Consider the following 22460-nt stretch of genomic DNA (forward strand, 5'->3'; position numbering starts at 1 on the left):
TTTCATCCCGAAGACATTCTAGGCACGCAAACGGCAATTACGGAAGGAATCAAGCTGAAGGGTCATCACCTTCGGCAAGAAAGCCGTCGATCTCAGCCCAGACCGCCCGGCGGACCTCATCACGCTCCAGAAGCAATTCGTGGCGGGCGCCTGCACATGTCACCAGCCGGCAATCCGGCAGCATTGCAGCGACCTTTCGCTGCGCCGCATTGGAGACGATCCATTCATGTTCCGCGCTGAGGATCAGCACGGGAATGGTTATTTTCGAGAGATAGGAAGGCCGGTTGACCAGCTTGAGAGAGCGCAGTGCCGAATAGAACCACTCGTAACTCGGCCCGCCGAGCGCGACCTCCGGGTTGGCGTCGATCTGCGCGTGGATACGGGCAAAGCGGACGGGATCGCTGGTCAGCGGATTGCCTTCGAAACCCCGGTACTTGTCGCTATAGGGTCCTGTTCCCGGAACGTAGAATTGCCCGAATCCAAGACCGACCGCCGTCCGCGCCAGGCCATAGGCAACATATTTCGGCCAGGCGCCGGTTTCGATCCCCGCCATCGGCGCCGACAGAACAGCCCGGTTGAAGAGGCCTGGATGGTCGTGCATCGCGCGCAGGGCGAGATGACCTCCCATGGAATGACCGTAGAGGATGTGCGGCCCCGGCAGCTCGTTGAACCGGGTAAGACGGAGCATCTCCTCGAGGTCGTTCAGGAAGTGCCCCATATCGGCGATATGGCCCATCCGCCGGTTGGGCGCCAGCCGGTCGGACAGCCCCTGCCCCCGCCAGTCCAGCGTGACAACGCCATAGCCGCGCGCCGTCAGCTCCCCGATGCTTTCCAGGGCCTTCTCGATGAACTCGGTGAAGCCCGGGAGCATGAGTACCGTCCCGGCCGGACTTTCCGTCCGCGCCGGGAACCGGGCGATCCGGATCCGCACGCCGTCCGGCATGACGGGAAAATCGACAGAACCCCCGGTACCCTCGACCGTCGGCAGCGTCCCCGGATCGACGGCCTCAGACATTGAGGAGCAGATACTCCCGTTCCCAGGCGCTGATGACCTTCTGGTAGGCGTTCGACTCCGCGATCTTCACCGCCGTGAACACGTCGACGAAGCGCTGGCCGAGCACCTCCTTCAACGGCTTCGCCCGGTTCAGCCGGATGAGCGCGTCCTCGAGATGGCGCGGCAATTTCGCGGCGAGCGCATAGGCGCTGGTATCGATCGGCGCCGACGGCTCGATCTCCTCCACCAGACCGAGATAGCCGCAGGCGAGCGATGCCGCCATCGCGAGGTAGGGGTTCGCGTCGGCCCCGGCGACACGGTTCTCTACCCGGCGCTGGGCCGGGCCGGAAACCGGCACGCGCAGGCCCGTCGTCCGGTTGTCCACGCCCCAGTGCATGTTGATCGGCGCGTCGCTGTCCGGCACCAGACGGCGGTAGGAATTCACGTAGGGGGCGAGCAATGGCAACGCGGCCGGGAGATATTTCTGCAGTCCGCCGATGAAATGCAGGAAGGCATCGGAATGGCTTCCGTCCTCGTTGGCAAAGAGGTTCTTGCCAGAGGCGATATCGTAGACGCTCTGATGCACGTGCATGGCGCTGCCGGGCTCGTTCTGCATCGGCTTTGCCATGAAGGTCGCATAGACGTTGTGGTCGAGCGCGGCCTGGCGCACCGTCCGTTTGAAGAGAAAGGCCTGATCGGCGAGATCGAGCGGATCGCCGTGATTGAAGTTGATCTCCATCTGCGCCGCGCCGGCCTCGTGGCTCAGGGTATCGACGTCGAGCTCCTGCGCCTCGCAATAGTCGTAGATATCCTCGAACAGCGGGTCGAACTCGTTCACCGCGTCGATCCCGAAGGCCTGACGCGCCGTCTCCGGACGTCCCGAACGCCCAACCGGGGGCTCCAGCGGATAGTCGGGATCGGGGTTCACCTTGACGAGGAAAAATTCCAGTTCCGGCGCGACGACCGGACGCCATCCCTTGTCGGAATACAGCTTGATGATGGATTTCAGCACGCTCCGCGGCGCGATATCGACGGGACTGCCATCGGCATAAATCGCGTCGTTGATAACCTGCGCCGTCGGTTCCTTGTACCAGGGCACGACGCGGATGGTGTCGGGCTGCGGGACGAGGATAATGTCGCTGCGCCGCGGATCGAGGTCCTTTTCCTCGATGTAATCCCCGGTCACGTCCTGACCGAAGATCGCCTCCGGCAGGCGCAGTCCGCGTTCCCCCATTCCCTCAAGAAATTTATTTGCAGGCAGAATCTTGCCGCGCGGAATGCCGGCATGGTCCGAGACCATGCATTCGACTTCCGTAATTCGCCTTTCACTCATCCAGGTCTTCAGATCGACCGACATATGTGCTCCGGGAGCAGTTGCAACAGGATCATACGGCTCGCCCGAAAAAGACGGGCGTGGTAATGGCAGGGCATCCCCACTCCGGGCCACCGCGATGACCGACTTAACCTATTATCACGCAACCACTCCCGAGTTCGAGCAGCGTCCGTCACTTGCGGACGATTTAGAGACGGATATCTGCATCGTCGGCGGCGGGCTGACCGGCATCTCCGCCGCGCTGCACTTTGCGGAGCGCGGTTATGCGACCGTTCTGCTGGAAGCCGGACGGATCGGCGACGGCGCATCCGGGCGCAACGGCGGCCAGATCGTCATGGGCTATGGCTGCGATATGAGCACCTTCGAGCGGGCGGCAGGCGACGAGGCGGCGAAGACCATCTGGCAGATGGGGATGGAAGCCATCACGGATATCAACGCCCGCATCGAGCGCCACGCGATCGCCGCGGATTACCGGCGCGGCTATCTCCATGCCGCGCTCAACGCGCGCCAGGTCGAAGGCCTCAGGGAACTGGCGGAAAGCTGGTCGGGAACCTACGGCTTCACCGATCTCCGCATGCTGGATACGGCGGAGACCGCGACCGCCACCGGATCGGAGATCTATCCGGCCGCCCTGCTTGAACAGGGTAGCGGCCACATCAACCCCCTCGCCTATCTACGCGGTCTTGCCCTGGCCGCGGAAGGTGCGGGCGCGCGCCTGTTCGAAGCGAGCCGCGTCACCGGCCTGCAGCGCGGTGCGCGGCCGATCGTCGAAACCGCGCGCGGGCGCGTCACCGCGCGCATGGTCGTTCTTGCCGGCAACGCCTATCTCGGCGGACTTGTCCCCGAGATCGAATACCGCATCGCACCCGTCCTGAGCGCGGTCGCCGCAACCGCGCCTCTCACACCCGATCAACAGGCCCGCATCCTGCCCGGAAACGAGGCTGTGGCCGACTCAAACACCGCCCTGAACTATTTCCGCAAGACGCCGGACGGACGCCTGTTGTTCGGCGGTCTTGCAAGCTATTCCGGACGCCCGCTCAACAACGCCGCGGCCGCGCTCCGCCGACGCATGGCCGGCGTTTACCCGGAACTCGCGAACATCGACATGCAATATTGCTGGTCGGGCAAACTCGCCATCACGGTGACCCGCATGCCGGATTTCGGCCGGATCGATAACAACATCTATTATGCCCAAGGTCTTTCGGGCCACGGGGTCGCCCTGACCGGCCTCGCCGGTAAGCTGATCGCCGAGGCCGTTTCAGGAGACGCGGAACGTTTCGACGTCTTTGCCCGCCTACCCAATTACCGTTTTCCCGGCGGCCCGGCGCGTCAAGCGGTCCTCGCCCTCGGCATGGCGTGGTTCAAGCTGCGCGACCTGGTGGGATTGTCGAAATAGAAGAACCGCTGCCTAGGAAGACTTTTTCCGCAGGAGCTTACCGACCCGCCGCGGGTTGCGATTTGCGATCCCGAGCGCTTGCTGGGCCAGGCGGCGACGCACGGCGGACGCCAGAACGAGCGCGGCTTTCGGTCCGAGATGCGTGCTGCTTTCCCCGTCATTCTGGAGCGCACGGGTTTCGAACAGGTCCGGCGCCTCGGCTTCCAGCGACAGGGCATGCGCCACGATGGCCAGATCCATCTCGCTCGCGAGACGCAACGAGGCCGCCCCTTCGAATCTTCGCAGGTATGACGATTGGATAGTGCGGGGAGACTCCGGATCGGCGGCGCTTTCATCCGTCGCGCTGTCCGGGTTCATAAGGTCGGTCATGTCCAGTCTCCTTTCTGGAAACGAGGCGACTTCCGCGCACCGGCACTTTTGTACCGGGTGGTAATCCGCGAAAACCGGCCAAATGTTATGCAGAGACCGGACAGCTTTCAATAATTTTATCTTTAATAAATCGAATAATTAAAAGACGATTTATCTTTAATTTTAAATACTTTCTAAATACCGCATGCTGTCGAATAGTAAATCGGGAGCAAGAGGCTGCCCGGGCTTATAGCCCGAGCGCATCTTCAGGAGCCTTGAACGCGAGCCCATGCGCCTCGGCGACGGCCTTGTAGGTCACCTCGCCGCGATGAACGTTGAGCCCATTCAGAAGATGCCGGTCGTCCGCGAGCGCCTGACGGTGCCCCTTGTCGGCCAGCGCGATCACGAAGGGCAAGGTCGCGTTGTTCAGGGCGAAGGTGGAAGTCCGCGCGACGCCACCCGGCATGTTGGCAACGCAGTAATGCACCACGTCGTCGACCAGATAGGTCGGCTCCCGATGCGTGGTCGGGCGCGAGGTTTCGAAGCAGCCGCCCTGGTCGATCGCAACATCGACCAGCACCGCGCCCCGGCGCATCTTCGCGACATGTTCCTTTGTGACCAGCTTGGGCGCCGCCGCTCCCGGCACCAGCACCGCGCCGACCACGAGATCAGCCTCCAGCACATGCTCCTCGATGGCGTCGACCGTCGAATAGATCGTGTTCAGCATCGGCCCGAATTGCAGGTCGAGCTCATAGAGCCGCTCCAGACTCCGGTCGATGACGGTGACCTTGGCCTCCAGCCCCATGGCCATGCGCGCCGCGTTGGTCCCGACCACGCCACCGCCGATCACGACGACATTGCCCGCCGGAACGCCGGGCACGCCGCCGAGAAGCGTGCCGCTGCCGCCCTGCGCCTTCTCGAGGCAATGGGCGCCTGCCTGGATCGCCATACGGCCGGCGACCTCGCTCATCGGCGCCAGCAGGGGCAGGCCGCCGCGCGCGTTGGTCACGGTCTCGTAGGCGATGGCAATGGACCCGCTTTCGATCAGTCCGGTCGTCTGAGGCAGGTCCGGTGCGAGATGAAGGTAGGTGAAGAGGATCTGGCCCTCGCGCAGCATCCGGCATTCCACCGCCTGCGGTTCCTTCACCTTCACGATCATGTCCGCCCGCGCGAAGATCTCTTCCGCCGTCTGGACGATTTCGGCGCCTGCAGCCAGGTAACGGTCATCGTCGAGACCGATGCCGTATCCGGCATGGGACTCGACAAGAACCTTGTGCCCATGATGCACGAGCTCGCGCACGCTCGACGGGATCAGCCCGACCCGGTTCTCGTCCGTCTTGATCTCTTTCGGCACACCGATCAGCACGTTCTTTCCTCCCGTTTGTGTTGGGCTCGCGAGCCTTCATCTGTGTCGACCTCGCAAGGATGACTGTCAAGTTAGACAATCCGATTCACGGAATAGATGCCCTTATCCGGTCACAGAATGGTCACGATCGCTCACGAGGATTTCTTTTGTCAGCGATGGGAGCAAAGCCTACGGTATTCACAGCTGCGTGCCGCTGGCCGTCTTCCGATGTGTTGGCGAAGTGGCATGGGGAGAGGGTCATGACCGTCGAAGCGTATAATCTGAAGCGTTCCTGCGTCATTCTAGGCGCCATCGTGCTGAACGTTCTCGTTTGGCTGAGCGCGGCCCTGCCGGGGCTGGTCGTCTAGCCGGCACGGTCGCGAGGACGTTGAGATTTTTTCACCTGCCGTTCACGGGATGCGGGCGCTCGGACTGGATGCGCTTACGGATCGGGACTAGGCTTTGCCGGTTTCATTTTCCGGAGCGTCTTTCATGTACCGCCATATCATCGTCGGCCGCGGCCTGATCGGCTCCGCAGCAGCACGCCACCTATCGTCCTGGCAGGACGGCGTGGCCGTGATCGGCCCGGACGAGCCGGCGGACCGGATGTCCCATGACGGCGTTTTTGCAAGCCACTACGACGAGGGACGGCTGACACGGATCTACGATCCGGTGGCCGAATGGTCGATTACCGCGACCCGCTCGATCGCCCGCTATCCGGAAATCGAGGCCGAGAGCGGGATCGATTTCTTCACTCCGAGCGGCTTCCTCGGCATCGTCGGATCGGAAGACGTCACCACCAGACCCGCGGTCACGCTGGCGCGCGAAAACGGCGGCAACACGACGACGATAGACGCGGCGGCGATGCGCGAGCTCTATCCCTTTCTCTCGCTGCCGAACGATTGCGCTGGAATCCGGGAAACCGAGACCGCCGGCCACATCAGTCCGCGCGCTCTGGTCAAGGCGCAGACCGCCCTGGCGGAGAAGAACGGTGCCGACGTGATCCGCTCGACGGTCACGGCGATCGACGTCAAGGGATCGAGCGTCGATGTCACCCTGGATGACGGCCGCGTCCTCGAGGCCGAACGGGTGCTGATCGCAACCGGCGGCTACACCACCGCCTGCAAGCTGCTGCCGCGACCGGTGTCGACCAGGGTCTATGCCCGCACGGTCGTGCTGTTCCGCGTCACCGACGCCGCCGCCGAGGTGCTCGAGCACATGCCGACCATCATCGACAAGTTCGCCGGGTCGTACATCCTGCCGCCGATCCGCTATCCGGACGGACATTCCTACGTGAAGATCGGAATCGGTACCGAGGCGGATGCCCAGCTCGGCTCGCGCGAGGAGCTCGACGCCTGGTTCAAATCCACCGGATCGGAACGCAACCGGCTCGAGTTCACCGACGTCGTAGAGCGGCTGATCCCAGTCCTGAAGGACTGTCCGGAACGCCACACAGATACTTGCGTGACCACCTACAGCACCTCCGGCCTGCCCTATATCGACTTCGTCGCGGGCGACCATCTCGCGATCGCGATCTGCGGCAACGGCAAAGGGGCCAAGGGGTCGGACGATTGGGGCTATGCCGCCGCGCGCCTGATGGAAGGCGGCGACTGGGACCACCCAATCCCGCGCTACAAGCTGAAGGCGGTGTTTTCCTGAAGCTCAGACCGCCATCGGCGTTCCGCGCGCCGTATCCACGCAGGCCGCCGCCACTGCATCCATGATCGCCTCGGCGTCGATGCCGTGGGTCTGGTAGAGATCCGGCAGGTCTCCTGACTGACCGAAGGTGGTCACGCCGAGCGGGAACAGCCGGCGGCCGAGAGCACTGCCGATCCAGCTGAGGTTGGCCGGATGGCCGTCCTGCACGGTCACGATGCGGACCTCCGGCCCGAGATCCCCCATCAGCTTTTCGAGATGCGATTTCGGCGCCTCCGGACGGCGGATGCGGGATTGCCAGCCGCTGTAGAGCCGGTCCGCACTGGTGACCGCGAGGACGCCGACGCCCGGTAGTTCCTCTTCCAGCATCTCGCAGGCCTGCAGCACTTCCGGCGCCACCGCACCGGTGAAGACGATCACAGCCGGGGCGTCATGGGCCGGCGCGCGCAGCCAGTAGCCGCCGGAAACGATATCGTCGCGCAGCTCCTCATCGATCTCGCGCTCCGGCTGTTGAAGCGGCCGGGTCGAAAGCCGGAGATAGACAGCTCCGCCGTCATCGGCCTGCATATGCGCGAAGCTCCAGCGCATGATCTCGGCGAGTTCGTCCGCATAGGCCGGCTCGAAGCTGGTCAGGCCGGGCTGCCCCATGCCGATCAGCGGCGTCGAGACCGACTGGTGTGCGCCGCCTTCCGGCGCGAGCGAGATGCCCGACGGCGTCGCCACCACCATGAAGCGGGCGCCCTGGTAGCAGGCGTAGTTCAGACTATCGAGGCCGCGCTGGATAAAGGGATCGTAGAGCGTGCCGACCGGCAGCAGGCGGGTGCCGAAAAGCGGTCCGGAAAGGCCGAGCGCCGCCAGCATGATGAAGAGGTTGCTCTCCGCGATGCCGAGCTCGAAATGCTGGCCACCGCCGTGACGCAGCCATTTCTGCGCCGATGCCACCTTCTCGTCGCGGAAGACGTCGTTCCGCATGTCGAGACTGAAGATGCCGCGCTGATTCACCCAGGGTCCGAGGTTGGTCGAGACCGTGACGTCGGGCGAGGTCGTGACGAGACGCGAGGCGAGCGCCGAATTGCCGCGCGCGAGTTCGTTAAGCACCGCGCCGAAAGCCTGCTGGGTCGAGGTCTTGGCCTGCCGCTTGATGGCGAGACTGTCCGGCAGCTCGACCTTGTCCGCCAGATGCACGCGCGAGCCGCCGCGATTGAAGGACACGCCGGCGACATAGTCGCGGACCTCTTCCTTCGGCATGGCGAGATGCGCGAACGGATCCCACTCACCACCCTCGGGCACACCCATACCGGAGCGGAACAGCTCCATCTGCTCCGGCGTCATCAGACCCGCATGGTTATCCTTGTGGCCCGCCAGCGGCGTGTTGAAGCCCTTCACCGTGTAGGCGATGAAACATTGCGGGCTGTCGTCCTCCACGCCGTGGAAGCTTTCCAGCACCGACTCCATGTCGTGCCCGGCGAGGTTTGTCATCAGCTCGTGCAGCGCCCTGTCGTCGTGATCGTCGAGGATCGCCTTGATCCCCTTCACCCCATGCAGGTCCTTCTTCAGGTGGTCCCGCCATGTTCCGGTTCCACCGGCCTGTCCCTTGAAGGTCAGCGCGCTGTAGAGATCGTTCGGGCACTCGTCGATCCAGTTCTCCAGCACGTCGCCGCCCGGCAGCTCGAACACGCGCTGCAGCTTCTTGCCGTATTTCAGCATGTTGACGTTCCAGTCGACGGTTCCGAAGAACTGCCGGATCTTCTGGAACAGCCCGTCGGAGACCACGCCGTCGAGGCTCTGGCGGTTGTAGTCGATCACCCACCAGAGATTCCGGACGTCGTATTTCCAGCCCTCGAGCATGGCCTCGTAGATATTGCCCTCGTCGAGCTCCGCATCTCCCATGATCGAGATCATCCGCCCCGCCGGCTGCTGCTGCAGGCCCTGATCCTGGATCAGGTGATGCAGCCGGACATAGTCCTGCACCATGGAGGCAAAGAGAGTCATGGCCACCCCGAGGCCGACGGAACCGGTGGAGAAATCCACCTCGTCCCGGTCCTTGGTGCGCGATGGATAAGACTGCGCGCCACCGAGCGCCCTGAAGCGTTCCAGCGCGGACTGGTCCTGCCGCCCCATCATGTACTGGATGGCATGGAAGATCGGGCTCGCATGCGGCTTCACCGCGACCCGGTCCTGGGGCTTCAGGACGTCAAAATAGAGCGCCGTCATGAGGGTCGCGACGGAAGCGCAGGAGGCCTGATGCCCCCCGACCTTGATGCCGTCGCGCGAGGGCCGGATGTGATTGGCGTTGTGGATCATCCACATCGCCAGCCAGAGGACTTTCTTCTCCAGCTCGCGCAGGGTCTCGATCTTGTTCTGCGGTTCCACCAGGCCCATTGCGGCCCCCTTCCGACGGTCGTTGATCGGGCGAATATGCTGCCCGCGAAATAATGTGTCGATAGGGGGCAGTGAATTCGCAACGATCAAACCAAAGTCATCTCCGCCGCCCGCAAGTTTGCGCGCGCCCGGGCAAAGGACGGAACTTTGTTTCGCGGGCAGGTTCGCGAATCAGGGAAGACGCTGCCGATGGCTCGGACATTTCTCCCTTGCTTGCGGCAGGACCGCAGAAATAGAAGGAAGCGGCAGGCTGGTCTGCGCAGTGGCCAAGGAGTCTCCGCACGGCCTCGACGCAGAAAACCGGTTCAACAAGGATAGGATTCGATGGCCCCGAAAGTTACAGCGATCACCACCTTCAACAGGAAGGGGCTGGAACAATATGGGCGCACTGCGATCAGCAGTTTTCTGCAGCACTGGCCGTCCGAGGTGGACCTCGTGGTCTATTCGGAAGGCTTCGATCTCGAGCCTGCGCAGCGTATCCGCAGCATTTCGCTGAACGAGGCCGCGCCGCGGCTTGTCACCTTCAAGAACCACTACAGCAAGCAGCCCATGGCAGCCGGTCATACGAAGACTGGCTACGACTACAATTTCGATGCCGTCCGCTTCGCGCACAAAATGTTCGCCATGTTCGCGGCCGCCGGGACACTCGAGACCGATTATCTGGTCTGGCTCGACGGCGACGTCGTCACCCAAGCGGACGTTCCCGAGAGCTTTATACCCCGGATCATGCAAGGCGTCTTCGCCGTCTATCTCGGGCGCAAGGGAATGCACAGCGAAACCGGCTTCCTCTGTTTCGATCTGCGCCATCCGGAAGCGAAGCCATTCTTCGAAACCATGGAACGGATCTACCTCACCGGGGAACTGTTCAAGCTGAACGCCTGGCACGACTGCGAGGTGTTCGATGTGACACGCACCGTCTTCGAAGCGCAGGGCAAGATCAGGACACGTGACCTTTCGGCAGACCTTGAGACCCTCGACCCGTTTTCGGAAAGCTGCCTTTCCGCCTATATGAGCCACTTCAAGGGCCAGCCGAAGACCGAGGACGGCGCCGAGGATCAGGGCTCGATCGAGACCTTGAACAATCCGCGCCGCTACGAGCAGATCCTGCGTCTGATCGACGCCTTCAAACCGGAAACGATCGTCGAGGTCGGAACCTGGAACGGGCGCCGCGCGATCGAGATGGCGCGTCAGGGGCTGCGCCGCAGGGACCGTATCCACTATACCGGATACGACCTGTTCGACGACGCGACTCCGGAAAACGACTCCGAAGAGCTGAACGGCAAGAGCCCTGTGACGCTGGCGGCGGTCGACGCTGCGCTCGCCGCATTCGAAACCGCCAATCCGGGGTTCAGCTATCGCCTCGTCCGCGGAAATTCGATCGCCACCCTGGAAGCCCAGCACGCCGATTTCTGCTTCATCGACGGCGGGCATGCCTGCGAGACGATCTCGCACGATTTCTCGAAGCTGAAAGGTTCGGACATCCTCGTGTTCGACGACTACTATCTGGACGGGGCCGATACCGGCGCGTTCGGATGCAACAAGCTGCTTGAAACCATCCCGCATCTTGTTCTTCCGGTCACCGACAGGTTCTCCAATGGCCTCGCCATAGCGCTCGCGGTGACGGCAACGCCGGCAAAGCTGGCCGAAATCAAATCGCTGTTTCCACATGCATCGGGCAGAAGCGTATGAAGACCGCTCTCATCACCGGCATCACCGGTCAGGACGGCGCCTACCTCGCCCGGCATCTTCTGAACGAAGGCTACAGGGTGGTGGGAACGCGCCGTCGCTCGGCAAGCACCAATACCTGGCGCCTCGACGAACTCGGCATCACCGACCGGGTCGAGATCGCAACCATCGAGATGCTGGAATTCGGGAGCATCCTCTCCGCCCTGCAGGAGAGCAAGCCGGACGAGATCTACAATCTCGCGGCCCAGAGCTTCGTCGGCGCCTCTTTCGGGCAGCCTATCTTCACGATGGAGGCCAACGCCGTCGCGGTCTACCGGCTGCTTGAATCCATCCGGATCGTCAACCCTGAGGCCCGGCTTTACCAGGCCTCCACCTCGGAGATGTTCGGCGGCATCAGCGCCGAAAGCCTGAACGAGACCTCCCGCTTCTATCCGAAGAGCCCCTACGCGGTCTCCAAGGTCGCCGCGCATATGGCGACGACGAACTATCGCGAGGCGCACGGGATGTTCTGCTGCAACGGCATCCTGTTCAATCATGAGTCCCCGCTCCGCGGCGCGGAATTCGTCACCCGGAAGATCACGACCAACCTCGCCCGGATCGCCCTCGGCGACGACCGGCCGCTCACGCTCGGGAATATCGACGCCCGGCGTGACTGGGGATATGCGGAGGACTATTGCCGCGGCATGCACATGATGATGACGCGCGGGACGGCGTCCGATTATGTGCTCGCCACCGGCGTCAGTATCAGTGTCCGGGACTTCTTCCAGCATGCCGCCGAGGCGCTCGGGATGGAGATCGTCTTCGAGGGCAAAGGCGCCGAGGAGGTCGCGCATGATCGCAAGTCGGGAAAATGCGTGCTCAGGATCGACCCGGGCCAGTATCGCCCGGCCGAGGTGAAGACGCTGATCGGCGATGCATCCAAGGCCCGGCGCGAGCTCGGCTGGGCTCCGGAGGTCGAGGTCGGCGGTCTCGCGGCCATGATGGCGCGGAGCGACCTCGAGAGATTGAAACGCGGAGCGACCTTACTCTAGCGCCGCGCGGCACCGGTCAGCGGATGCGGCAGTTTGCACGTCGAGGAGGCGTTGCCCGTGAATGACAGGATAAAATCCACCGACGACGCCCTCGCGGAGATCGCACAGTACGAACGAGGCATGCCGTTCTTCAAGATGCGGGTTGGCGACGCGGTCCTCCGCATCGCGGTCCCGAACCATAAGTGCCTTTATTTCGCGACGTCATACGAGACCCGCGAGGCCGAGACGAACGACTGGATAAGATCCTTCCCCGACGACGCGGTGTTTTTCGATGTCGGCGCCAATATTGGGATCTTCAGCCTCCTGGCATCCGTCTGGACGAACGCGCGGATCGTCGCCTTCGAGCCTCATTTCGCGAGTTACTACGCGATGGTCAGAACCCTGCTCGAGAACGGGCTGCAGCAGCGCGTGCGTGCCTTTCCCCTCGCGCTGACAGACCGATCCGAATTCGGCAGCTTCTTCGTTGCGGACAGCACCGCCGGAAAGAGCCTGAACCAGTTTGGCGCGCCGAACCCGCAATACCAGGCGACGGGAGACGAATTCATCGAGCTTGCCGCCGTATCGACGACGCTGGACCGGTTTGTCTCCGAGTCCGCGATCGTCCCAACCCATATCAAGATCGACGTGGACGGTCTGGAACTCGCGGTTCTGCAGGGAGCGCACAATACATTGGCGCATCCGTCAATGTCAGCGGTGATGGTCGAGCTGGAAGGCGAGGAACAGCCCCAGATCATCGACTTCATGCGTGACATGGGATATGCGCGCGTCAACGGGGGAACGCCGAACGCGATCTTCCTTCGCTCCTGATAGCGGACAATCAGGCGCTTGCCGGCACCTTGTCGTGATCCCGCTGTTCCCGCATCTGTTCGCGCCACATCGCCGCGTAAACACCGCCAGATGCGAGGAGGTCCGCGTGACTGCCCCGCTCGGCGATCTCGCCGTCGCGCAGCACGATGATCTCGTGCGCATCGATCACCGTCGAGAGCCGGTGTGCGATGACGAGCGTCGTGTAGTTCTGGCTGACCTCGGAGAGGCTGCTCTGGATCGCCTTTTCCGTCTGGCTGTCGAGCGCCGACGTCGCCTCGTCGAACAGGAAGATCTTCGGACGTTTCAGCAGCGTGCGGGCGATCGCGACGCGCTGCTTTTCCCCGCCGGATAGCTTCAGGCCGCGCTCGCCGACTGTCGTCTCGTAACCGTCCGGCAGGCTCGTGACGAAGTCGTGGATGCTGGCGAGCCTTGCCGCTTCCTCCACTTCCTCGCGGCTCGCCGAGGGACGGCCATAGGCGATGTTGTAGAAGATCGTGTCATTGAACAGCACCGTGTCCTGCGGAACGATGCCGATGGCGCGCCGCAAGCTGTCCTGGGTCACGGTGCGGATATCCTGCCCGTCGATCAGGATGGCCCCGTCGTCGATATCGTAGAAGCGGAACAGCAGGCGCGAGATCGTCGATTTGCCGGCGCCGCTCGGCCCGACCAGCGCGACGGTCTTCCCTGCCGGGACCTCGAAACTGATGCCTTTCAGGATCGGCCGCGCGGCGGAATAACCGAACTTGACGTCTTCGAAACGCACCTGCCCCTGGTCAACCACGAGCTCCTTGGCGTCCGGCGCATCCTCGATCTCGCGCTCCTCGTCGAGCAGGCGGAACATCTGCTCCATGTCGGTCAGCGATTGCTTGATCTCGCGATAGACGAAGCCGAGGAAGTTGAGCGGCAGGTAGAGCTGGATCAGGTAGGTGTTCACCATGACGAAATCGCCGACCGTCGCCCGGCCTGCCGCGATATCTCCGCCGGCGAGGATCATCACCAGCGTCAGCCCCGCGGCGATGATCCCGCCCTGCCCGACATTGACCAGCGAGAGGCTGGTGCGGCTCTGCACCGCCGCGTCCTCGTAGGAACGCATGGACTGGTCGAAACGCTCCTCCTCGTGCCGCTCGTTCCCGAAATACTTCACCGTCTCGTAGTTCAGCAGACTGTCGATCGCCCGCGTGGTCGCCCGGTTGTCCATCGAGTTCATTTTCCGGCGGAACTTCAGGCGCCATTCGGTGATCAGCGTGGTGAAGAGGATGTAGGAGCCGATGGTGCCGAAGGTGACCACCGCGTAGCGGTAGTCGAACATCGCCCAGAGAATGCCGCAGACCAGCAGGATCTCGAACAACGTCGGCAGGATGTTGAAGAGCATGAAGTTGAGCAGGAACTCGATCGCCTTCGTGCCGCGTTCGATGACCCGCGAGATCCCTCCGGTCTGCCGGTCGAGATGGAACCTGAGGGACAACTGGTGGAGATGCCGGAAGGTCTTCAACGCTGCCATCCGGATTGCACGCTGCGCGACCCGCGCGAAGAAAAATTCCCGGAGCTGCGCGAAGGCCTGCTGCCCGAGACGGGTCAGGCCATAGGCGACGATGATCCAGATCAGGACCGTGAAGTCGAACTTGTCACCGCCGGAAATCAGGTCGACGGCGTCTTTGTAGAGGATCGGGACATAGACCGACGCCCCCTTGGCGAGCGCGAGACAAAGCAGCGCGATCACCACCCGCGCCCGCATCTCGAACTGCCCCTTTGGCCAGAGATACGGCAGGAGCGTCTTCACCGTCTGGATATCGGCCGTCGCCGGAGCGTCGGATTCGGTGAGGTTCGCGGTCGGGCGACGGGGCATGAAATTTCCAGTCAGGCGGAAGGGAGCAGTACTGAGCCCCATATTTGTTCGATGAATATGGAACTATTATTCGCAGGCGCGAGTCCAGCGTCAACCTCGCGCCCGGCAGCGAGACTAGATCCTACACTTAGGGAAGTTGACGGCCCGGGACCGCGAATCCGTCGCGGAAAGAAACCGGTGCTGTCGAGTTTACCGCGAGCATCGCAGGAGCAAACCCGTCGGGTCAGGAGATGAGGCTCCAGTCCCCGGATGAGATGGCTCTGCTCTTAAGAGAGCCTCAGGAGGCGACGTTGAAGCTCTCGCCGCAGCCGCAGCGGCTGGTCTCGTTCGGGTTCTTGAAGACGAAGCCCGAATAATACTTGTCCTGCTGGAAATCCATCTCGGAGCCGAGGATGAACATGACCGAGGCCGGGTCGACGAAGATCGTCACGCCCTTGTCCTCAACCACATCCTCAAATTTCTTCCGCTCCTTGGCATACTCGACGAAATAGCTGAGACCGGAGCAGCCTTTCGCCTTCACGCCGACGCGCAGCCCGAGAACGCCGTCCTCCGGATTGGCCGCCATCAGGTCCTTGACCCTGCCGGCGGCTGCGTCGGTCAATGTGATCGGGGCTTTACCGGGTTGAAACATGATGTCTCTGTCCTCTGATGAGCCTGCCCTTTCAATATAATGATGAGGCAGATCAGTTTCTAGAACATGTTGAGGGCAAGGCGCGCTTCGTCGCTCATCCGTTCGGGATTCCACGGCGGGTCCCAGGTCAGTTCCACCTGCACGCGCCCGACGCCCTCCACGGAGGCCGCCTTCTCGGCGACGTCGATCGGAAGCTGTCCGGCCACCGGACAGGCCGGTGCCGTCAGGGACATCACGATCCGAACGTCTCCGTTCTCCGAAATGGCGATCTCGTAGATCAGTCCGAGCTCGTAGATATCGACCGGAATTTCCGGGTCGTAGACTTCCTTCAGCGCGAGAATGATCGCGTCTTCTTTGGCAACCGCAACGCCTGCAGCGAGCGGCTCGCCCCGTTCCGCGACGATCCCCTCTTCCGGCGGCGGAAGATCGAGGAAGTCGTGCATACCCGGACCATGCGGCATCATGCGAAAATCTCCCTCACCTTTTCGAGGCTGTCGGCGAGCGCGTCGATGTCCTGGCGCGTGTTGTACATGCCGAGGCTTGCACGGGCCATCGCCGGAACGTCGAACCGCTCCATTAGCGGCTGCGCGCAATGGTGCCCCGCGCGGACCGCGACGCCGGCCTGATCGATAATCGTCGAGATGTCATGAGGGTGCGCGCAATCCATGACGAAGGACAACACACTCGCCTTACCCGGTGCTGTGCCGATAAGCCTGAGGCCCTCGACGGAGGCGAGACGCTGGGTCGCGTATTTCAGCACGTCGGTCTCATGGGCGCCGATCGCCGCCATGCCGATCTTCTCGACATAATCCACCGCCGCTCCGAGACCGACCGCCTGGACGATCGGCGGGGTCCCCGCCTCGAACTTGTGCGGCAGGTCCGCCCAGGTCGATTTCTCGAAGGTGACGGTATTGATCATGTCCCCGCCGCCCTGCACCGGCGGCATCTTCTCCAGCACTTCTTCCTTGCCGTAGAGGATGCCGATCCCGGTCGGGCCATAGAGCTTGTGACCGGAGAAGGCGTAGAAGTCGCAGTCGAGATCCTGCACGTCGACCGGCATGTGGGTCACGCCCTGGGCGCCGTCGACCACAAGCACCGCACCAGCCTTGTGCGCCAGCGCCGCGATCTCCTTCACCGGCAATACTGTGCCGAGCACGTTGGAGACATGGGGAACGGAAATCAGCTTGGTCTTCTCGGTGATCAGCGCCTCGAGATCGGCGATATGGAACGCCCCCTCGTCGTCGACGTCGACGACCTTGAGCGCCAGGCCCTTCTCGTCCCGCACCATCTGCCACGGCACGATGTTGGAATGGTGCTCCATCGTCGTGATGATGATCTCGTCGCCTTTCTCGAGAAAGGCGCGGGCGTAGGAATGCGCCACGAGATTGAGCGCGTCCGTCGTGCCGCGGGTATAGATCACCTCGTGACTGTGGCGGGCATTGATGAAGCGCTGCACCTTTTCCCGGGCACCCTCGTAGCGCGCGGTCGCCAGCTCGCTCAGATAATGCAGTCCGCGATGCACATTCGCATACTCGGCCTCGTACATCCGCGTGACCGCCTCGATGACCTGCCGCGGCTTCTGCGCCGACGCGGCGGAGTCGAGGAAGACCAGCGGCTTGCCGCGGACTTCCGTCGAAAGGATCGGAAAATCCCGGCGGATCGCTTCGACGTCGTAGGCCAGCTCGTTCATCACGCAGCATCCTCCCGAGCAATCCGCTCGGCCAGCCAGTCGGAGATCTTCTCGCCGAATGCGCGGGCGACCTTGTCGACCCGGATCTCGTCCAGCGCGTCGCGCAGGTAAGCCTCGATCAGCATGTTGCGCGCGTCGTGCTCGCTGATGCCGCGAGCCTTCAGGTAGAAGAGCTGCTCGGCATCAAGCTCGCCCACGGTCGCACCATGGCTGCACTTGACGTCGTCGGCATAGATCTCCAACTCCGGCTTGCTGTCGATCTCGGCCTTGCGGGAGAGCAACAGTGCGCGGTTCATCTGGTATCCGTCGGTCTTCTGCGCAGGGCGCTGCACCAGGATCTTGCCTTGGAAGACGCCGCGGCCGTTCTCGTCCAGAACGCCCTTGTAGATCTCACGCGACTCGCTGTTCGGCTTCGCATGCTCGATGAAGGTCGTGTTGTCGAGATGCTGGTTCGCCGCCGCCATGTAGACGCCGTTCACCGCATAGAGGATCTCCGAGCCGTCGAGCTTGCTGCGGATCTCGTTGCGGGCGAGCTTCGCGCCGCAGGAAAGGGCGAAATTGTCGTAGACCGTCTTCTCGCCGCAAAGCACGTGGGTCATGGCGACGTGGTAGGCCTCGCGGGACTCGTTCTGCAGCTTGTAGTGATGAAAGACCGCCTCGTTCTCGACCGTCACATGGGTGACAGAATTGGAGAAGTAGCCGCCCTCGCCGACATGGCTTTCGACCACGGTAGCCTTGGCGTTCGGGCCGACCCAGATCACGTTGCGCGGGGCGAAAGCGGTATTTCCAGTCCCGATCGAGATGATGTGAATCGGCTTGGCGATGTCGGCGTCCTTGGCAATTTCGATCAGCACGCCGCCGGTGATGCCGGCCGTGCTGAGCGCCGCGAGCGGCAACCCGTCGATCGCGCTTTCGTCCTGCAGGGCATGCATGGTCACGCCGTCCTTGTATTGCAGCGCGTCCGCCAGCGGCGTGACCAGCAGGCCAGCCGGCAGCCTGTCGAGGTCCAGCCGGCTCTCGTCGAGACGGCCATTCACCAGGACGATCTCGATACCCTCGATCCCGGCGATCCTGTCGCGCGGGATATCCACCGTCTCGGCACCCTTTGCCGGAGGGCTGAACTCCACGCCGCCGAGGCTTCGCAGGCTGGTATATTTCCAGGCCTCGGTCCGGTTCGTCGGCAGCCCAAGTTCCGCGAAGCGGGCGGCGCCGGCTTCGGTGACTTTCCCGAACCATTCGGGCGCACCGTCGAGCGCCGCGGCACCGAAAGCCTTCAGCAGCGGATTGTCATGTGCCATGTCGTTCGGCATCTCTCGCTCTCCGATCCGGTCAGGCGGCCTTGCCGGTGAAATCGGCGTAACCCTTTTCCTCGAGCTCCAGGGCCAGTTCCTTGCCGCCGGACTTCTGGATCTTGCCGTAGGCCATGACATGCACATGGTCCGGCTGGATATAGTTCAGCAGGCGCTGATAGTGGGTGATGACCAGCATGGAGCGGCCCTGATCGCGCAGCGCGTTGACGCCGTCGGCGACGATCTTCAGCGCGTCGATATCGAGACCGGAATCGGTTTCGTCCAGCACGCAGAGCTTCGGCTCCAGCACCGCCATCTGCAGGATCTCGTTCCGTTTCTTTTCGCCGCCCGAGAAGCCCACATTGACGGCGCGCTTCAGCATGTCGTCGCCCATCTCCAGCGACTTCGCCTTTTCGCGCACGAGCTTCAGGAACTGCATCGCGTCAAGCTCTTCCTGCCCGTTGTACTTGCGCTTGGAATTCAGCGCCTCGCGCAGGAAGGTCATGCTCGGCACGCCCGGGATCTCGACCGGGTACTGGAAGGCGAGGAACAGGCCCTCGTTGGCCCGCTCGTCCGCTTCCAGATCCAGCAGGTCCTTGCCGTCGAAGGTCACGGAGCCTTCGGTCACCTCGTAACCGTCGCGGCCCGCAAGCACGTAGGACAGCGTGCTCTTGCCGGAGCCGTTCGGCCCCATGATCGCATGCACCTCACCCGGCTGGATGGTCAGGTCGATCCCCTTGAGGATTTCCTTGCCTTCCTCTTCCAGCGAAGCGTGCAGGTTCTTGATTTCCAACAGAGCCATGTCTCTCTCCGAGCGTATTCTTATTTGATGATGTGGCGCGTCAGCCGACGCTGCCTTCCAGACTGATACCGATAAGCTTCTGCGCCTCGACGGCGAATTCCATCGGCAGTTCCTTCATGACTTCCTTGCAGAAGCCGTTGACGATGATCGAGACCGCATCCTCTTCCGAAAGACCGCGCTGGGCGCAGTAGAAGAGCTGGTCCTCGCTGATCTTCGAGGTCGTCGCCTCGTGCTCGACGCGGGCCGTCGGGTTGCGGGATTCGATATAGGGCACCGTGTGGGCGCCGCACTGATCCCCGATCAGCAGACTGTCGCACTGGGTGTAGTTGCGCGCATTCTCGGCCCCCGGAAGGATCTTCACCAGGCCGCGATAGGTGTTGTCGGCCTTCCCGGCGCTGATGCCCTTGGAGATGATGGTCGACTTCGTGTTCTTGCCGATATGAATCATCTTGGTGCCGGTATCGGCCTGCTGCGCATTGTTGGTGATCGCGACCGAATAGAACTCGCCGACCGAATTGTCGCCCTGCAGGATGCAGCTCGGATATTTCCAGGTAACGGCGGAGCCGGTTTCGACCTGGGTCCAGGAGATCTTCGAATTGTCGCCGCGGCAGGCACCGCGCTTGGTCACGAAGTTGTAGATGCCGCCGGCTCCGGTCTCGTCGCCCGGGTACCAGTTCTGCACCGTCGAATACTTGATCTCAGCATCCTTCATCGCGACCAGTTCGACCACAGCGGCATGGAGCTGGTTCTCGTCGCGCTGCGGGGCGGTGCAGCCTTCGAGGTAGGAGACGTAGGAGCCTTCCTCGGCGACGATCAGGGTGCGCTCGAACTGGCCGGTGTTCTCCGCGTTGATGCGGAAATAGGTCGAGAGTTCCATCGGGCAGCGCACGCCCTTCGGGATGTAGACGAAGGAACCGTCGGTGAAGACCGCGCAGTTCAGCGTCGCGAAGTAATTGTCGGAGTACGGGACCACCGAGCCGAGATATTTCTTCACCAGCTCCGGATGCTCCTGGATCGCCTCGGAGATGGAGCAGAAGATGACACCGTATTCGGCCAGCTTCTTGCGGTAGGTGGTCGCGACGGAAACGGAGTCGAAGACTGCGTCGACGGCAACGACGCCGGCGAGCACTTCCTGTTCCTTCAGCGGAATGCCGAGCTTCTCGTAGGTCTTGAGCAGTTCCGGGTCGACCTCGTCGAGGCTTTTCGGCCGCTCCTTCATCTTCGGCGCGGCGTAGTAATAGATGTCGCTCAGATCGATCGGCGCATACTCGACCTTGGCCCAGTCCGGCTCTTCCATGGTCTTGAAATGCTCATAGGCCTTGAGGCGCCATTCCAGCATCCATTCCGGTTCTTCCTTCTTCGCCGAAATGAAGCGAATGACCTCCTCGCTGAGGCCCTTCGGCGCCATTTCCGACTCGATGTCGGTGACAAAGCCGTACTTGTACTTCTCGGTACCGAGTTGTTCGACCTGTTCGATTGTCTCGACAGTTGCCGCCATGTCTCTGTGTCCCGTGTCCTAAAGCGTCAAATCAAAAACCAAATGCCCGTCAGCTCTCGGCGACAGCCGGGCTCCGGGAGCCTTCCCGCACGGCCGGCCGTAGCGGGAACATTTCCGTCGGGTCCAGCAGATCGGCCAGCGTCACTTCTTCGAGCGCCGCACGCACCGCCTGGTTGACCCGGTCCCAATTACCGCTGATCGGGCAGGAGTTGCTGACCTCGCAACCGCCGTCGCCCTCCTCGACACAGGCCGTCAGCGCGATAGGGCCGTCGATCGCCTGGACGATCCGCGCCACGGTGACCTGCTCCGCCGTCACGTCAATTGAGTAACCGCCATTGGCGCCTCGGTGGGAGGTCACGAGCCCGGTTCCGGCGAGTATCTTCAGCAGTTTGGAGACCGTCGGAAGCGGAATGGCCGTGCTGTCCGACAGCGCCGCCGCGGTCCGCACCCGGCCCGGCTCGCGCGCCATCTGGCCAAGCACCACGACCGCGTAGTCGGTCATTTTGTTGAGTTTCAGCATCGCGTCGCCCCGAATTCGGACTAATTTTGTCCCATTAATTAAACCTGCGGGGAGATAAATCAACCGCAATCTGCGGGCTGACGGCAAAATTTTTGAAAGGTTCTAATTCCGGGGAGGCACCGGAGATGTGCCACAATCCGCGCAACCATGCGAGCGATTTATTGCAGGATACGCGGCCGCGTATACCGTTGCGCCGGGCTGCCTCAAATCAATCAAGAAGACCGTCCAGACCCGTCATGACCTCGCCCCAGAACCAGTCGCAACCGCTCCTCGCCGTCCTCTGGATGATGGGCGCGCTCGCCTCCTTCACTTCGATGGCGGTCGCCGCGCGGGAGCTGACGCAGGAACTCTCGGTCTTCCAGATCTCCTTCATGCGCTCGGCGATCTGCCTCAGCCTGCTGATGCCCTTCGCCATCCGGCTCGGCTGGCAGCAGATGAAGACGCCGCACCTGAAGACGCATCTCTGCCGCAATGTCATTCATTTCGCCGGACAGTTCGGCTGGATCTACAGCGTCGGTGTTCTGCCGCTTGCCGCTGTCTTCTCGCTCGAGTTCAGCGCCCCCCTCTGGACCGCCATCCTCGCCGCCATCCTGCTGAAAGAACGGGTGACGCGGACCCGCGCGATCGCGATCGGGCTCGGCTTCGCCGGCATCCTCGTCATCCTCCGTCCCGGTTCCGAGATGATGCAGCCTGCCTCCTTCATCGTGATCGGTTCCGCGATCTGCTTCGCCTTCACCTATGTCTTCACCCGCGGCCTCGCCGCCACCGAAAGCGCGTTCAAGATCATCTTCTACATGAATCTGATCCAGCTCCCGATCGGGCTCGTGCCCTCCATTCCCGTCTGGATCACGCCCAGCATCGACATGGCGCCTTTCATCGCCATCCTCGGGATCTGCGGCATCACCGCGCATTACAGCGTGGCGCGGGCAATGGCCCATGCCGACGCCGCAGTCGTCAGCCCGCTTGATTTCCTGCGCCTTCCTCTTATCGCGGTGATCGGTTACCTGCTCTACCAGGAGCCATGGAACCCGTACGTCCTGCTCGGCGGTGCGATCACCTTTTCCGGAAATCTGCTCAACATCTGGACGGAACAGAAAGCTCACCGGAAGACCGCCATGCCGGTCCTCGACACGACCGAAGCCGCCCGGGAACGCGACACATAAACTGGCACGAATCCTGAATCGCCTTTATCCGCAATCAAATTAA

19 protein-coding genes are annotated in these 22460 nt (G+C 62.6%); 6 read left to right on the plus strand and 13 right to left on the minus strand.

The genetic code is table 11. From position 1 onward, the window contains the following. Positions 1 to 49 precede the first annotated feature (49 nt). Together JJ959_RS05875 and JJ959_RS05880 are read right to left on the minus strand one after the other, a co-directional pair. Positions 50 to 1015, minus strand: a complete 966-nt coding sequence (locus JJ959_RS05875; protein WP_292880766.1) for an alpha/beta hydrolase — start codon at positions 1013 to 1015, stop codon at positions 50 to 52. Next, positions 1008 to 2351, minus strand: a complete 1344-nt coding sequence (locus tag JJ959_RS05880) for a glutamine synthetase family protein (protein WP_292880769.1) — start codon at positions 2349 to 2351, stop codon at positions 1008 to 1010. The genes JJ959_RS05875 and JJ959_RS05880 overlap by 8 nt, the downstream gene beginning before the upstream one ends. Positions 2352 to 2445: 94 nt before the next feature. On the opposite strand from JJ959_RS05880, the gene JJ959_RS05885 reads away from it, so the two are divergent. Beyond that, on the plus strand, positions 2446 to 3723 hold the full coding sequence (locus JJ959_RS05885; protein WP_292880772.1) for an FAD-binding oxidoreductase: 1278 nt from the start codon (positions 2446 to 2448) through the stop codon (positions 3721 to 3723). Positions 3724 to 3735: 12 nt separating this feature from the next. On the opposite strand, the gene JJ959_RS05890 is transcribed toward JJ959_RS05885, so the two are convergent. Both JJ959_RS05890 and ald read right to left on the minus strand, forming a co-directional pair. After that, a complete protein-coding gene (locus JJ959_RS05890) occupies positions 3736 to 4092 on the minus strand; it encodes a hypothetical protein (protein ID WP_292880774.1) in 357 nt (118 codons plus the stop codon). Positions 4093 to 4318: 226 nt separating this feature from the next. After that, positions 4319 to 5437 carry an alanine dehydrogenase gene (gene ald / locus JJ959_RS05895; protein WP_292880776.1) on the minus strand — a complete coding sequence of 373 codons (1119 nt, stop codon included), beginning with the start codon at positions 5435 to 5437 and terminating at the stop codon, positions 4319 to 4321. 471 nt (positions 5438 to 5908) lie between these two features. Here ald and JJ959_RS05900 point away from each other — a divergent pair, with 471 nt between their 5' ends. Continuing rightward, positions 5909 to 7075: an FAD-binding oxidoreductase gene (locus tag JJ959_RS05900; protein ID WP_292880779.1), complete on the plus strand. Its 1167-nt coding sequence runs from the start codon at positions 5909 to 5911 to the stop codon at positions 7073 to 7075. A gap of 3 nt (positions 7076 to 7078) precedes the next feature. On the opposite strand, the gene JJ959_RS05905 is transcribed toward JJ959_RS05900, so the two are convergent. Then, on the minus strand, positions 7079 to 9454 hold the full coding sequence (locus tag JJ959_RS05905; protein WP_292880781.1) for a transketolase: 2376 nt from the start codon (positions 9452 to 9454) through the stop codon (positions 7079 to 7081). A gap of 324 nt (positions 9455 to 9778) precedes the next feature. Here JJ959_RS05905 and JJ959_RS05910 point away from each other — a divergent pair, with 324 nt between their 5' ends. Genes JJ959_RS05910 through JJ959_RS05920 form a run of 3 tightly spaced genes read left to right on the plus strand, consistent with a single transcriptional unit; the run spans position 9779 to position 12978 of the window. After that, positions 9779 to 11143, plus strand: coding sequence for a class I SAM-dependent methyltransferase (locus tag JJ959_RS05910; protein ID WP_292880784.1), 1365 nt, complete (start codon positions 9779 to 9781; stop codon positions 11141 to 11143). Then, entirely contained in the window at positions 11140 to 12171 is a 1032-nt protein-coding gene (locus tag JJ959_RS05915; RefSeq protein WP_292880787.1) for a GDP-mannose 4,6-dehydratase, read from the plus strand. The genes JJ959_RS05910 and JJ959_RS05915 overlap by 4 nt, the downstream gene beginning before the upstream one ends. A 57-nt stretch (positions 12172 to 12228) precedes the next feature. Next, complete coding sequence (locus JJ959_RS05920; protein WP_292880790.1) at positions 12229 to 12978, plus strand: FkbM family methyltransferase; 750 nt, start codon at positions 12229 to 12231, stop codon at positions 12976 to 12978. Positions 12979 to 12988: 10 nt separating this feature from the next. On the opposite strand, the gene JJ959_RS05925 is transcribed toward JJ959_RS05920, so the two are convergent. From JJ959_RS05925 to JJ959_RS05960, 8 genes are all read right to left on the minus strand, one after another. After that, positions 12989 to 14824 (minus strand): ABC transporter ATP-binding protein/permease, encoded by a 1836-nt coding sequence (locus JJ959_RS05925; protein ID WP_292880793.1) that lies wholly within the window; start codon positions 14822 to 14824, stop codon positions 12989 to 12991. Positions 14825 to 15101: 277 nt separating this feature from the next. Next, positions 15102 to 15455, minus strand: a complete 354-nt coding sequence (locus tag JJ959_RS05930) for an iron-sulfur cluster assembly accessory protein (RefSeq protein ID WP_193179821.1) — start codon at positions 15453 to 15455, stop codon at positions 15102 to 15104. Between the two features lie 59 nt (positions 15456 to 15514). After that, a complete protein-coding gene (locus JJ959_RS05935; protein ID WP_292880798.1) occupies positions 15515 to 15919 on the minus strand; it encodes an SUF system Fe-S cluster assembly protein in 405 nt (134 codons plus the stop codon). Then, on the minus strand, positions 15916 to 17145 hold the full coding sequence (locus tag JJ959_RS05940) for a cysteine desulfurase (RefSeq protein ID WP_292880801.1): 1230 nt from the start codon (positions 17143 to 17145) through the stop codon (positions 15916 to 15918). The genes JJ959_RS05935 and JJ959_RS05940 overlap by 4 nt, the downstream gene beginning before the upstream one ends. Further along, the gene (sufD, locus tag JJ959_RS05945) at positions 17145 to 18455 is read right to left on the minus strand and encodes a Fe-S cluster assembly protein SufD (RefSeq protein WP_292880802.1); all 1311 of its coding nucleotides are present in this window, start codon (positions 18453 to 18455) and stop codon (positions 17145 to 17147) included. Before sufD ends, JJ959_RS05940 begins: the two co-directional genes overlap by 1 nt. A gap of 19 nt (positions 18456 to 18474) precedes the next feature. Beyond that, entirely contained in the window at positions 18475 to 19230 is a 756-nt protein-coding gene (sufC, locus tag JJ959_RS05950; protein WP_292880947.1) for a Fe-S cluster assembly ATPase SufC, read from the minus strand. A gap of 46 nt (positions 19231 to 19276) precedes the next feature. After that, on the minus strand, positions 19277 to 20734 hold the full coding sequence (gene sufB, locus JJ959_RS05955; protein WP_292880805.1) for a Fe-S cluster assembly protein SufB: 1458 nt from the start codon (positions 20732 to 20734) through the stop codon (positions 19277 to 19279). 49 nt (positions 20735 to 20783) lie between these two features. Beyond that, the gene (locus tag JJ959_RS05960; RefSeq protein WP_292880808.1) at positions 20784 to 21254 is read right to left on the minus strand and encodes an SUF system Fe-S cluster assembly regulator; all 471 of its coding nucleotides are present in this window, start codon (positions 21252 to 21254) and stop codon (positions 20784 to 20786) included. A 236-nt stretch (positions 21255 to 21490) separates the two neighbouring features. On the opposite strand from JJ959_RS05960, the gene JJ959_RS05965 reads away from it, so the two are divergent. After that, on the plus strand, positions 21491 to 22417 hold the full coding sequence (locus tag JJ959_RS05965) for a DMT family transporter (protein WP_292880810.1): 927 nt from the start codon (positions 21491 to 21493) through the stop codon (positions 22415 to 22417). Positions 22418 to 22460 lie beyond the last annotated feature (43 nt).

Source organism: Nisaea sp. (assembly GCF_017640745.1).
GTDB lineage: Bacteria > Pseudomonadota > Alphaproteobacteria > Thalassobaculales > Thalassobaculaceae > Nisaea.